The following is a 13,517-nucleotide window of genomic DNA, read 5'->3' as shown; positions in this document are numbered from 1 at the left end:
TGAGTTAAAAGATTCGGGCGTGACGGTGACGGCGCTCTGCCCCGGCGCTACCGACACCGATTTCTTCGAGCGCGCCGGCGCTGAGGATACCACTGCCGCTCAAGGTAGTCTCGCCAACCCAAAGGACGTGGCCAAAGACGGCTACACCGCCCTGATGAATGGGGAGATGCGCGTTATTTCGGGCATCACGAATAAGATTCAGGCCATGCTCAGCAATATTACCCCCGATAACCTGGTGGCTGCCGGCATGCGCAAGATGTTTGAGGAGCAGAAATAGCCCTGGCCCTAAGTAGCGCAAGCTGAACAATTGTGAGAGGTTGCTGCTTTTCCTTCGCGAAAGGCAGCCGCCTCTCTTTTGTTTTTTCTAGTAAAAAAGCCCCCCGCCCAACTTATATGGCAAAACGGTTCGAGAATAAGGTGTGCATCGTTACCGGGGCTACGTCGGGCATTGGGCGAGCCGTAGCTCTACAATTGGGGCGCGAGGGCGGCTGCGTGGTCGTGCTGGGGCGCAGCACGGAGCATGGCCGCGAGGTGGTACGCGAAATAAAAGCAGCCGGCGGCGAGGCCATTTTTGCGCGAGCCGATGTAGGCAAAGATGCGCACCTTCAGGCTGCTGTGCGCCGCACGCTGGCGCGCTGGCACCGCGTGGACGTGCTCATCAGTAATGCTGCCGAAATGACGTACCTGCCCCTTGTGGATTTGCCCCCCAAGGAGTGGGATACGCTGATGAACGTAAATATGCGGGCCTTATTTCGTCTCTGCCAGCTCTGTTTGCCCCACATGAAGCAAGGCAGTATTGTGGCCGTCAGTTCCGTGCACGCCCACCAGACGACGGCCAACCTAGTGCCCTACGCCACCAGTAAGGGTGCCATAGAAGCATTCGTGCGCGGCCTCAGCCAGGAAATCGCGCATACCCACGCCCGCATCAACGCCGTAGCACCGGGCGCCGTGGATACGCCCATGCTCTGGGACAACCCTAACGTGAAAAGTGGCCGCGAGAAGATAACCGGCCAGGTAGGCAGCCCCAAAGAACTGGCCGCCGCCATCTGCTTTCTGGCCGCCGCTGAGTCCAGCTTCATCAACGGCACGACCCTGGTTGCGGACGGCGGCCGGCTCGCCGCTCTATAGCGTATGGAGGCACCACTCAGGCCATTGCGCTTAGCCGCAAAAAGCCCCCCAGCAACTGCTATTTAATGCTGAAGACTTAGCCGCGGGCGCCTTTGTGCATCTGCTCGGGGTCGGGCAGGGGTTCAGTGCCGGCGTACAGGTGGGCATCAAGGCGGCCAGCGAGGCGGGCTTCAGCTTCAAACCTGTTGTTGAAGTAACCTACCCGCGCCGATTCGATTAGATACTTCCATAAGAAAGGTACGTGCCCATGCTCCTGAAACTGGCGGATGTGGCACATCTCGTGGGCTACCCAATACGGATCCCGCAAAAACTGCTCGCGGGTGGCGCCGCTGAGGTGAATACTGTTGCCCAAAACCATGGCCACGCTCCGCGACTGCAGCACGATGCGGGCGATGCGGGCGAAGGGCGAATTCTCGATAATCCGGGGCGGCTTCATGGGGGATGATTTGAGCGGCGTAGTATACGCCAAACGATGAGCTTATAACCATAGTTCAGCTATAATTTTACTTGTATAAAAGTATACTATAATGAGTTTATTTGTCCGATTGGGGGGTGAAACTTGGATACCCAATTTTTTATGACTTAGCTTTAACCTATGAGGCTGGCTAAAATCGGTCGGTTTTGCCCCCCGTAAACACGTTTTTTCATTACTTTTTTATCGGACTTGCAGTCCAGCTTTTTCGCTGATACGACCCACCTTTTCGCCGCTTGCGGCTACGCCCGAAAATCGATTTTGCTTCCTTACGACGGACAATGAAACATAGCCTTCTCTATTGCCTCGCCGCTACCTCGCTCACGCTCTCCTTTTTCTACGATCGCACACCTGCTACTGATCCCAGCACCGCTCCGGCTCCAGTCCTTACCGAAGCCTCCCTTTTCCCTTCCTGGACACCGGCTACGCCGGCTCCTCCCGCCGCCGACCACACGGCCGCTAGTTCCCGCGATTCGCTGGCCTATAACTACTACGCACATACCCTTGGTCTCAAACTTGATTTCGACGAGAACAAAGCCCTGCTCCGCACCGTCACCGACTGGCTGGGTACCCCTTACCGCTACGGCAGCAGTACCCGCCGCGGCACCGATTGCTCCGGCTTTGTAAGTCGCGTTTTTCAAGAAGTTTACGGCATTACCCTCCAACGCAGCTCCCGCTCCATGTTTCAGAGCGTAAAGCGCATTAGCAAGACGGAGATGGAGGAAGGCGACCTGGTATTCTTCCGTCGCGGGCCCGGCCAGCCCATTTACCACGTTGGCATTTATCTGAAGGACGGCAAATTTGCTCACTCAGCCACCACTGGAGGCGTCATGATAAGTTCCTTACGCCAAGCGTATTATAATCGCAACTTCTACGCGGCTGGCCGCGTTGAAACCAATTAACTGGCCGCCAACTGTTTTCCTGACATGAAGCCCTGCTCTCCGGAATGGGGCTTTTTTGTGGCCCACGGTGGAGCTGCTAGTCCAAAACCATTTTGAGCGGCAACAGTATAGAACAGGCAGGCACCAGCCCAATGCGAGCTGGAAGCAGTTCACTTTTCAACTTTGTTTTCCTATGAATACTCCGAACTCTAAGGGCGAGAATATCGCTTCTTCTCCCCTCTTCAAAACCTTTCTTGGCAAAGCTGAGGACTATATAAAGAAGCCCCTGCGCATCAAGCAGCTCCTGAATGATGCCTACCAGAAGGCCAGCGATAAAAACGACCTAGGTACCCTTGCCCACGAGGCCTGGGAAAGCCTGCAGGTGCTGTTTCGGCTGGTGCGCACCTCCGTATCGGGCGAGTACACGGGCTTGCCTACGCCAACCATCGTGGCGGCCGTGGCCGTGCTTATCTACTTTCTGAGCCCCATCGACCTGATTCCGGACTTCATTCCCGTGATTGGTTTGCTCGATGATGTGGCTCTGCTGGCTTGGTTTACCACCAAACTGAAAGAGGAAATGGACCACTTCGTAGCGTGGGAACACGCGCGGCCGACTGTGGTCAACGCCAGCGGATCAATGGCCACCAATAATGGTCCGGTAGATAGCTCTTCCGGCGCCGCTGTATCCTTGACCTCCACTGACGGCACCACGGCCGAATCGGGTCCGAAGCCGCAAAATGCCCCCCAGACTTCTCCTGACCACACGTTGGATCGGGGCGTCGAAGCACCGGAATCGACGAAGCGGACGGGCACTGTTGATCTAAATCATCCAGCAGCAGGCGGTTCAAGCCGTTCACAGTCGAACACCGACTCCGGCATTTCTTCGCCCGATAGCAGTAACCCCAATCCCAGCCTGACCGGCCCCAACGACACGACGCCCAAGACGGATGTGCGACCCCAAGCCGACGATACCTATAATACCGACGGCAGCCGCACCCGCAACGACAGCTCCAACGATACGGGCGGCAACGTACGTTAAGTACCGTTGTTAAAGGACACAAAAAAGCCCTCCAGCGTCTTCTGGGGGGCTTTTTTAGGGTTTCAATGTTTAAAAAGCTACGCTACCTGCCGCACACCAGGCGTGTGGGAAGTTACGTAGCTCACAAAATCACCGACGGTGCTCAAAGGCACTTCATCAGGAATCGTGATTTTAAAGCTGCGTTCGAGCTCCAGAATAATATCCACTACATCAACCGTGTCGAAGCCTAGTTCGCGGCTCAGGTTGCTGCCGATACGCAGGCGCGTGGGCTTGATAGCCTTACGCTTGCTGATGATGCGCAGCACTTGCTGCTCGATGGTAGAAGGGACGGAATTTGATGAGGAAATCATAAAAAAGGGAGGTATACAAAAAGGAGACTGTAAGACCTGAGAAGTAAGCTTTAGTTTACCAAGGGCGGCTAGGCTAACGGCTCACTTCTCCTTTCTCGTGTCTAAAAGTTTAAGCTTCAGCTAAAACAGGTGGGCGAGTGGCGCGAATTTCTTCCGCGTCGGCGGGGGGCGTTATAGGGGCATCAGGGTCATTGCCGGTTATCTTGGCGCGGAGCCGTTCGTTGATCAAATACATGACAGGGACTACCACCAGGGTAATAATGGTTGCAAAGCTAAGCCCGAAAATAATGGTCCAGGCTAGCGGCCCCCAGAACACCACCGACTCACCTCCGATGAAAAAATGCGGCTCAAAGGAATTGAACATCTCGTAGAAATCAATATTCAAGCCAATTGCTAATGGGATAAGTCCTAGAATGGCAGCCGTGGCCGTCAGGATCACCGGATTCAGGCGGGTACGGCCAGCCAGCACGATGGCCTCGCGCAGCGGCATGCCCTGAGAGCGAAGCATATCCGTGAATTCGACCAGCAGAATACCGTTCTTCACCACGATGCCCGCCAGAGCGATAATACCCACGCCAGTCATCACAATACTGATGTTCATGCCCGTGATGGCCAGGCCAAACAGCACCCCGGCAATGGAGAACAGCACTTCAGACAGGATAATGAGCGGCTTGCTGAAGGAGTTGAACTGCGTAACCAGAATCAGGAAGATGAGCCCCAGAGCCAGTGCGGCGGCCAAGGGCAAAAAGTCGCTGGTTTCCTTCTGGTTTTCCTGGGCCCCGCCCATGCGGATGGTGTAGCCGGGCGGTGTGGGAAAATTGTCCAGCGCCGTTTGGATATTGCGCACCACGTCGGGGCCGGTGAAGCCGTTGAGCACGTTGGAGGAAGTGGTGATAACGCGCTTCAGGTCCTTGCGCTTGATGCCGCCGAAGGTGGTGCCGTAGGTTACGTTGGCCACGGAGGAAATAGGCACCTGACGTACCTGGCCGGTGGCGTCGCGGAAGGTGAGCGGCGCGTTCACGATGGCGGCCACGTCGGAGCGATAGGGCTCGGCGTAGCGCACCTGAATGGGGTACTCGTCGTCGGTAGTTTTGAATTTGCTGGCCTCCGAGCCGTAGATGGCCGTGCGCACCTCCAGGCCAATCTGGGCGGTGCTGATGCCTTCGCGGTTGGCGCGGGTGCGGTCGATATTGATGGCAATTTCAGGGTTGCGGTCTTCCAGGTTGGAGCGCAGCTGCTCCACGCCGCCGATGTCGAGTGAGTCGATGTAGCGCGTCACTTTCTTCGAGAGCTTAGCCAACTGCACGTAGTCGTCACCGGCAACTTCGATGGCAATTTCCTTACCCGTCGGCGGGCCGCTGGCTTCCTGGTCCACGGATACCTCCGCGCCCGGAATGCCTTTCACCACCTCCCGGATTTCATTCATGTACAGGGCCGACGATTTGCCGGTACGCTGGCTAAGCTCCTTAAAAGCTACACCCACTTTGCCCAAATGTGACTGCGACACGCCGGTGGCGGTAGCCTCGCCGGGGTCGCCGGCGCCAATGGCCACATTGGTAATCACCGATTCCACATCAGGGTTATTGCGGCCGATGACTCCGTAGATGCGGTTCTCCAGCATGCGGGTCACCGAGTCGGTCACTTCCACGCGGGTGCCGACCGGCATTTTCAGGTAAGTGTAAATGAACTTGGGGTCGCCTTTGGGGAAGAAAGCCACTTTGGGTTCCCGAAGTTTTACAGCCAAGCCAGAAAGAGCAAACAGTGCTATCATGCCTAGCATTATGGCCACTTGTCGCCATATCGTACCGCCCGTTACTGCTCTCACTAAGCTGGCGTAACCGTTCTGGAAGCGCGGCAGAGCGCGGGTCTGAAACCAGGCAATCCAGCGTACGAACACAAACTTATTGAGAAAGCAGAGCAGAATAACGGTCAGCGTGAGGTTGCCCACGAATGGCGAACGGGCCACGTAGCCGATAACGGCAACCAGCGCCAGGATGCCCATGGCAATCAGGAAGCCGCGCGTCAATCGCGGCTTTTCTCCGCTGTGATGGTCCTCACGCTGCATGAAGCTCACGGCAAACACGGGATTCATGATAAAGGCCACCACCAGCGACGACATCAGCGTGACGATGAGCGTGACGGGCAGGTAGTACATAAACGAGCCCACGATACCCGGCCAGAACAGCAGCGGCACGAAGGGCGCTACCGTCGTGAGCGTGCCGGCCAGTACCGGCACGAATACCTCGCCGGCGGCGAATTTGGCGGCTTTGTCGGTGGTCAGGTTGGGGTGCTCGTGCAGCATTCGGTGGGTGTTCTCAATCACCACGATGGCGTCATCCACCACGATGCCCAGCGCCAGCAGGAAGGCAAAAAGCACAATCATGTTCAGCGAGAAGTCGAAGGCCGGGATGAGCAGAAAGGCCAGAAACATCGAAATCGGCACCGAGAGGCCCACGAACAAGGCGTTGGTGGTGCCCATGAAGAACATCAGAATGAGCGTCACCAGCAGAAAGCCGATGATGATGGTGTTGATCAGATCGTGCAGGGTAACCCGGGTATCGTTGGACGTGTCGCCGGTGATGGTAATGGTCAGCTCCTTGGGCAGGGAGGCTTTCGACTCCTCCACAATCTGCTTGATCTTGTCCGACGCGTCGATCAGGTTCTGGCCCTGGCGCTTCACCACGTTCAGGGTGATGGCCGTCTTGCCGTCGAGGCGGGCGTAGCTTTCGCGGTCCTTGAAGGCATCCTCCACGGTGGCGATGTCGCCGAGGCGTACGGCCGCGCCGTTCAGGTTTTTCACCTGAATATCAGCGATATCCGAAGCCTTGGTATACTGACCGGCCACGCGCACGGCCCGCTTCTGGTTGCCCACATCAATGGAGCCGCCCGAAATAGTCACGTTCTCGGAGCCGATGGCTCGCTGAATGTCCGTAAAGCCCAGGCGCGAGGCGCGCAGCTTGTTCAGGTCTACATCCACGTTTACCTGCGGCTCCAGCGCCCCCACGATATCGACGCGGGTAATTTCGGGCAGGGCCTCGATCTTGTCCTGGAAGTCGTCGGCGAACTTCTTGAGCTGGCTCAGCGGCAGGTTGCCGGCCAGGTTGATGTTCATGATCGGGAACTCGGAGAAGTTCACCTCATTCACCGTAGGCGGCGCGGGCAGGTCGCTGGGCAGCTCATTCCGGGCCTTATCCACGGCGTCCTTGATGAGCTGCTTGGCATACTGCACGTCCACGCCGGAGTCGAACTCCACGTCCACGATGGCGTAGTCCTGGTTGGAGGTGGAGTTGATTTTCTTCACTCCGTTTACGCTTTTTATCTCCTTTTCAAGCTGGCGCGTCACCAGGTTTTCGATGTCGGTGGGCGAGGTGCCCGGATACACCGTAGCCACGATAATGCGCGGAATCACGATGTCGGGGAATTTCTCCTTGCCCAGCTTGATGTAAGCAAATATGCCCGCCACGCACAGCAGCACCGTGATGATGTAGATGCTGGTTTTGTTGTTGATGGACCAGCTGGTGGGCCCAAACTCTTTTTCTGCGTCCTGCATGGTATAATATCTTTTGCGGATAGGGACGAATACTCTCCTCAGCTGAGGAGGGGAACTGGTCGTTCTTGCTGCTACAGGCTTACCGCCTGTCCTTCGTTGATATTCTGATAGCCGGCGGAAATCACCTTGTCATTGGCCGTCAGGCCGCTGGTTACCTCTACCTCGCCATTATAAGTAGCGCCGGTCTGGATGATGCGCTTGCGGGCTACGGGCTGACTGCCTTTCTGCTCCACCACGTACACGTAGCTATTCTGCTCGTCGCGCTGCACCAGGTCAACGGGCAGCACAGTGGCGTTGGGTCGGTTGTAGTTCAGAACCCGCACGGTGGCTACCATGTTGGGCCGCAATTGCAGGCTCGATTTGTCATCGAGGCGCAGCTCCGTGGTAAACGTGCGGCTGGTCGCGTTGATGGCGCGACTGACTACGCGCACGGTAGCCGGCAATTCCTGCTCGCCCAGATCGGGAATGGTCACGATGGCTTTGTCGCCGGCCTTGATGCTGCCCGCGTAGCTTTCGGATACGTCGGCCAGAATTTTGCCCCCCGTACCGCTAATCAGGCGCACCACCGGCGAGCCGGGCGCCACCACTTCGCCCAGCTTGGGCAGCACCTCATCCACGGTGCCTGCGAAGGGGGCCGTCACGTTGTAGAGCTCGCGCTGGCGGCCCAGGGTGCTCAGGTTGCGCTGTAAGGCCTCGTAGTTGTTCTTGGCCTGCAAAAACTGGATTTCGGTGCCGATTTGCTGGTCCCAGAGACGCTTCTGCTTCTCATACACCACGCGGGCCAGGTCCAGGCGAGTGCGCAGCTCGGCCGTGCTGGCTTCGAGCACGCCAGCATCAATGGAGGCCAGCACCTGGCCGCGGCGCACCCGGTCGCCGCGCTGCACGCGCAGGCTGGTGAGCGAGCCCGCCGAGCGGGCCGATACCGTGGCGTTTTGGTCGAAGTCGACGCGGCCCTGCACCTCCAGGTAGCCGCGGAAGTCGGCGGGCTTCACGTTCAGCACAGTCACTGGCACGGCCTGGCTGGCTCCGGCTGCCTTTGCCGGGCCCGCCTTGGCTTCCAGGGCCGCGATTTTAGCCTGATTTTCGGCCTGTTCTTTTTTCAGCGCGGCCAGCTCGGCCTGCGGATCTTTCTGCCCGCAGGCAGCCAGCAGCGACAGGGCAAGCATGGCGGAAGTGATGCTGTATTTCATGAGGAGAAGCGGTTCACTGGACTAACTGAAGGGATGAGGAAAGGAAGGGCTGGGGGGCTTTTTTCAAGCGACAATCGGCCAAAATACTCCCTCAGTGGCACCCATACTTATTTTTTGCTCTGGTACAGCGTACCCGCGGCCTTGTCGAAATCGACCTTAGCGACCAGCGCTTCATAGAGCGACGAGTAATAGTTGGTCTGGGACTGGCGCAGGTCGGTTTCGGCGGTGATTACTTCCAGATTGGAGCCCACGCCTTCCTGAAACTTGATTCTGGACACCCGCGCCACGTCGGTAGCCAGCGCGAGGTTGGCTTTCTGGTTGGCCAGCACGTCGAGGGCGTTCTGCAGGTTGGTTTCGCCCTGGCGACGCTGCAGGTCAATGCTTTGCTGGAGAGTTGTGAAACCTTTGTTCACGGTTTCCAGCGTCAGCCGGGCCTGCTGGATGGAGTACTTTTTGCGCAGCCCGTCGAATATGGGCACCTGCAGACTCAGCCCCACGTTGCCGAAGCCAAACCAGTTCTGATTCAGCACCTGCCGGCCATTAAGATTAGTATACGAATCGGGGCCCCGGAACTCCAATAAGCCCCCCAGACGCGGATCGGAGCCGATAAAGCCGTAAGCGCCCACCAACGAAAGCCTAGGCAGGTAGCCCGCGCGGCGGTTGCGGATATCAAGTACGGCCAGATCGCGCTGGGTTTGCAGCACTGAGTATTCTATGCGCTGGCCGTAGTCGAACTCGTCGCCCGCGCTTTGCAGCTTCAGGCGGTTGGCATCAACCAGCGCCGCATTCAGCGAATCGGTGAGCTGTACGGGCTGGAGCTGGTCGAGGCCCATCTGAAACTTGAGCAGGGCTACGCCCAGATCCACCAGGCGGCCGGCGTTTTGTTGCTCGATGCGCAGGTTGTTGCGCTGCACCTGCAGGCGATCTACGTCGAGCTTCTCCACGAAGCCTTCCTCAAACGTGCGCCTGGTCTGATACAGCAGCGTATCGAGGCGCTCCACGTTGCGGGCCAGCAACGCGAGCTGCTCGCGGGCCACCAGCGTGCTGTAGTAGGCTTTTGATACCTGCTCCACCACCTCGATTTCGCTCTGGGCGGTTTGCTTCACGGACAGCTGCCGAAACACGTTGGCTGCCTTCAGCCCCAGCAGATACGAGCCATCAAACAACAGCTGCGACACCGACGCCGACGCGTTGCCCTGGTATTGCAGGCCAAAGGCGAAGGGCTGCGGCCCCGCCGACTCTACCTGTGTATAAGCGGGCGGCAGGGTCACGGCGTTGCCCGCCTGCACGTCGCGCAGCTGCTCGGGCGTGAGCGTGGTGCCGTTGAGCGTGCCGGGTCCGCCCGCGAACCGGCCGAAATCCACCAGCTGGCGCTGAAGCTTGAAGTTGTTAGTGACGGTGCCGCCCACATTCACCTGGGGCAGACCCTGGGAACGGATTTCGCCCACCTGCGCCGTGGCTTTCTGCTCATTCAGGCGCGATGCCTGGAGCGTGGACTTGTTCTGGATGGCGTAGTCGATGGCCTGTTGCAGGCTCAGCGCCAGGGGCCCGCTGGAGGCTACCGGCTGGCCCGTAGCGGGCGTTTGGGCTAACAATTGGTGCAGCCCCAGAAAACTCAGCACTAAAGCGAGCAAGACAAGGCGAAGCGAGTTTTTCATAAAAAGCGGGAAGCAGGTAGCGAATCGTAGTTCTTATTCTTCTTCCGTCACCTGACGGTACTTATTAATCAGCTTATGGCCGCGAAGCGTAGCCGAGCCCAGCATAAAATGCTCTAAACAAATATGTTGTACCCGCTGGGGGTCAAACTGGCGGGGTGGATAGAAGTCGGCGTTGAAGGCCAGCTCAATCTGGGCCAGGCGCAGGCGGGCCAGCACGTCCACGTCGAGGTCGGCGCGGTAGAGACCCTCAGCAATGCCGCGGCGCAGGTTGTCGGTGATTTTTTCGAGGATAAACTGGTTTTTGTGGGCCACCCACACTTGCCAGGCCTGGGAGTGAAATTTCTGAAGGTCGTAGAAGATGCTGGGGTGAATGTTGGTCATGAGCTGCTTGCTCCACTCCATCATCTGAAACAGCTCCTCCAGCGCGTTGCCCGCCGAAGCCGCCATTCCGGCGCAGTCGGCTTCCTCGTGCGATAGAAAGTCGACGATGACCGCATGCACGATCTGGTCTTTATTCTCGAACCATTTGTAGAGCGTCTTCTTCGACATGGCCAGGTGCGTGGCGATGTCATCCATCGAAACGCTCTTGATGCCGTTGCGCATAAACAGCGTCTGGGCAGATTGTAGGATGCGGTCTTTGATTTCCATAATTCCGGCTCAAAGATACGCAGGAAACTTTTATTGACTTCAAAGTTTCCATTAATTTTTTATGATCTTTTCTCCGGCTATTCTTTGGCCAGGCAGACGCTGGGGGGCAATTCTTACTTTACAAATCGCCAACTATTTTTTTGCGGGGGGCAAATAGCTCCTTCGTACGCGGACGTAGGCAGCCTTTTTACTTTGCCGTACCTTGGTGCCTGCTTTCCTTCCTTCGCCCCTACTTTCTGCTTCCATGAAAATCCGTACCGGCTTCGGCTACGACGTACACCAGCTCCGCGCGGGCCTGCCCTTCTGGCTCGGGGGCATTCAGGTGCCACACACCCACGGTGCCCTGGGCCACTCCGATGCCGACGTACTCATCCACGTTATCTGCGATGCCCTGCTGGGCGCGGCCAATCTGCGCGACATCGGCTTCCACTTTCCCGACACCGACCCGCAGTACAAAGGCATCGACAGCAAGCGCCTGCTGGCCGAGGTGGTGCGCCTGCTCCACGAGCGCGGCTACACCATCAGCAACATCGACTCCACCATTTGCCTGGAGCAGCCTAAAGTCAATCCGCACATCCCGGCGATGCAGCGCGTGCTGGCCGAGGTGATGGGCATTGAGGCTGATGATATCTCTATTAAAGCCACCACCACCGAAAAGCTGGGCTTCGTGGGCCGGCAAGAGGGTGTGGCTGCTTACGCTTCGGTACTTATTATGCAGCCCTGAAAAAGCAAGTAGCGCGAAGCTTTCGCTTCGCGCTACTATGTGCAATTTTTCCGTTTCTACCGCGTCTTTCCTGTCCAGATTTCATTCACTTTTTCCACCCCATGCAGAAAAATACGTTCTACGCCCTGCTGTTGGCGGCCTGCTGCGCTACCTCCGCTGTAGCCCAGGATGCGCCTACCAAGCGTAAAGTCAAAGTAAAGCGCAAGCAACGGACGGAAGCTCCGACCAAAGAAGGAGCCGAACCCAGCGCCAGCGCTACCACTGCTGCTGCCACCGACTGGGCCACTACCTACGGCCCCACCATCACGCAGGCCGATTTGCGTCAGCACCTCACTATTCTGGCCTCCGACGCTTATGAAGGCCGCGAAACCGGGGAGAAAGGTCAGAAGATGGCCGCTGAGTACATCAGCAAGCAGTTCAAGGATTTAGGCTTAACCGGCCCAGTACAAGGCTCCGATAATCCGTACCTCCAGCACTTTACCATGGTGCGCTCCACCTGGGCCGATGGCGCTACCCTGAAAGTAGGTGGTCAGACCTACAAGTGGCTGACCGATTTTTACGGCTTTGGCGCTTCGCCATTTCAGCAGGAAACTGCCATTCAGCCCGTGTTCGCAGGCTACGGCATCGAGCAGGAAGGCTACTCTGACTACACCAGCCTGGGCGACGTGAAAGGCAAAGACCTGATCATTCTGCTCGGTGAGCCGATGAATGCCCAGAAGCAGCCCGTGCTCGGCAAAGATGGCGCGCCCAGCAAGTGGGGCACCGACTACCGCGCCAAAGCCGCGCTTGCCACGCAAAAGGGTGCCCGCAGCGTATTTTTCATTGACACCGACCCGAACGGCAACTTCCCGAAACTAGCGGCCCGCATGGGTCCTTACATCAGCCGGCCGAGCATTACATTTAAAGAAGCTCCTGCCGCGGCTAATCCGCGGGTAGCGGCTTTCTTCGTGTCGCCGGCCGTGGGGGGCAAAATGCTGGGTACTACCGCCGCCGCGCTGACGCAGTATCAGACGTCAGCCGGCAAAGCCGGCAAGCCAGTAGCCAGCCCGTTCAAGCCGGCAAAAGTGAGCATCAACGCCGCCAAAAAGCTGGAAGAGTTCACGACTGAAAACGTGCTGGGCTACCTGGAAGGCACCGACAAGAAGGACGAGCTGCTGGTCGTGTCGTCGCACTACGACCACGTCGGCATCATCGACGGGGAGGTGTACAACGGGGCCGACGACGACGGCTCGGGCACGGTGTCCGTCATTGAAATGGCTCAGGCCTTCACCCAAGCCAAAAAAGACGGTCACGGCCCGCGCCGCAGCATCCTGTTTCTGACCGTAACGGGCGAGGAAAAAGGTCTGCTCGGCTCGGAGTACTACACCGATCATCCAGTGTTTCCGCTGGAGCAAACCATTGCCGACCTGAACATCGACATGGTGGGCCGTACCGACAAGGAGCACGAGGGCAAAGGCGACTACGTGTACGTGATTGGCTCGGATAAACTATCCTCCGAGCTGCACGCCATCAACGAGGCGGCCAATAAGAAGTACACGAACATCGACATGGACTACCGCTTCAACGACCCCGAAGACCCCAACCGCTTCTACTACCGCTCCGACCACTATAACTTCGCCAAGCACAAGATTCCGGTGGCGTTCTACTTCAACGGCGTCCACGACGACTACCACGGTGCCGGCGACGAGGTGGAGAAAATCGAGTTTGCGAAGATGGAAAAGCGGGCTCAGATGGTGTTTTACACCGCCTGGGAGCTGGCTAACCGCGATAAGCGCATTGCGGTTGACTCAAATAAGCCTTAATCTTTTAGTTGGTGAAAAAGCCCCCCGGAGTTTCTCTGGGGGGCTTTTTTGTGTAACGGTTGCCTCACCCCCCGG

At 57.7% G+C, this 13,517-nt stretch carries 10 protein-coding genes and 2 pseudogenes; 6 read left to right on the top strand and 6 right to left on the bottom strand.

The genetic code is table 11. The features are described from left to right. Together B9A24_RS21975 and B9A24_RS04015 are read left to right on the top strand one after the other, a co-directional pair. Positions 1-277: pseudogene (locus B9A24_RS21975) on the top strand (SDR family NAD(P)-dependent oxidoreductase); the annotation flags it as partial. Positions 278-393: 116 nt separating this feature from the next. Further along, on the top strand, positions 394-1,128 hold the full coding sequence (locus B9A24_RS04015; RefSeq protein WP_084443890.1) for an SDR family NAD(P)-dependent oxidoreductase: 735 nt from the start codon (positions 394-396) through the stop codon (positions 1,126-1,128). Between the two features lie 76 nt (positions 1,129-1,204). Here B9A24_RS04015 and B9A24_RS04010 read toward each other — a convergent pair whose 3' ends face one another. Beyond that, a complete protein-coding gene (locus tag B9A24_RS04010; protein ID WP_084443889.1) occupies positions 1,205-1,564 on the bottom strand; it encodes a hypothetical protein in 360 nt (119 codons plus the stop codon). Positions 1,565-1,881: 317 nt separating this feature from the next. On the opposite strand from B9A24_RS04010, the gene B9A24_RS04005 reads away from it, so the two are divergent. Both B9A24_RS04005 and B9A24_RS22925 read left to right on the top strand, forming a co-directional pair. Continuing rightward, a complete protein-coding gene (locus tag B9A24_RS04005) occupies positions 1,882-2,502 on the top strand; it encodes a C40 family peptidase (protein ID WP_084443888.1) in 621 nt (206 codons plus the stop codon). Positions 2,503-2,674: 172 nt separating this feature from the next. After that, positions 2,675-3,028 (top strand): annotated as a pseudogene (locus B9A24_RS22925) (YkvA family protein); the annotation flags it as partial. A gap of 569 nt (positions 3,029-3,597) precedes the next feature. On the opposite strand, the gene B9A24_RS03995 reads toward B9A24_RS22925, so the two are convergent. From B9A24_RS03995 to B9A24_RS03975, 5 genes are all read right to left on the bottom strand, one after another. Continuing rightward, positions 3,598-3,870 (bottom strand): acyl carrier protein, encoded by a 273-nt coding sequence (locus tag B9A24_RS03995; protein WP_084443886.1) that lies wholly within the window; start codon positions 3,868-3,870, stop codon positions 3,598-3,600. Between the two features lie 109 nt (positions 3,871-3,979). Further along, positions 3,980-7,420: an efflux RND transporter permease subunit gene (locus tag B9A24_RS03990; protein WP_084443885.1), complete on the bottom strand. Its 3,441-nt coding sequence runs from the start codon at positions 7,418-7,420 to the stop codon at positions 3,980-3,982. A gap of 71 nt (positions 7,421-7,491) precedes the next feature. Beyond that, complete coding sequence (locus B9A24_RS03985) at positions 7,492-8,610, bottom strand: efflux RND transporter periplasmic adaptor subunit (RefSeq protein WP_084443884.1); 1,119 nt, start codon at positions 8,608-8,610, stop codon at positions 7,492-7,494. 107 nt (positions 8,611-8,717) lie between these two features. After that, the gene (locus B9A24_RS03980; protein ID WP_084443883.1) at positions 8,718-10,268 is read right to left on the bottom strand and encodes a TolC family protein; all 1,551 of its coding nucleotides are present in this window, start codon (positions 10,266-10,268) and stop codon (positions 8,718-8,720) included. A gap of 33 nt (positions 10,269-10,301) precedes the next feature. Beyond that, entirely contained in the window at positions 10,302-10,916 is a 615-nt protein-coding gene (locus B9A24_RS03975; protein ID WP_084443882.1) for a TetR/AcrR family transcriptional regulator, read from the bottom strand. Positions 10,917-11,160: 244 nt separating this feature from the next. On the opposite strand from B9A24_RS03975, the gene ispF reads away from it, so the two are divergent. Together ispF and B9A24_RS03965 are read left to right on the top strand one after the other, a co-directional pair. Next, the gene (ispF, locus tag B9A24_RS03970) at positions 11,161-11,640 is read left to right on the top strand and encodes a 2-C-methyl-D-erythritol 2,4-cyclodiphosphate synthase (RefSeq protein WP_084443881.1); all 480 of its coding nucleotides are present in this window, start codon (positions 11,161-11,163) and stop codon (positions 11,638-11,640) included. A 101-nt stretch (positions 11,641-11,741) separates the two neighbouring features. Beyond that, the gene (locus tag B9A24_RS03965; protein WP_084443880.1) at positions 11,742-13,442 is read left to right on the top strand and encodes a M28 family peptidase; all 1,701 of its coding nucleotides are present in this window, start codon (positions 11,742-11,744) and stop codon (positions 13,440-13,442) included. The last annotated feature ends 75 nt before the right edge of the window (positions 13,443-13,517 follow it).

This window comes from Hymenobacter roseosalivarius DSM 11622 (genome assembly GCF_900176135.1).
Taxonomy (GTDB): Bacteria; Bacteroidota; Bacteroidia; order Cytophagales; family Hymenobacteraceae; genus Hymenobacter; species Hymenobacter roseosalivarius.
This window is presented reverse-complemented; position numbering and strand designations above follow the sequence as displayed.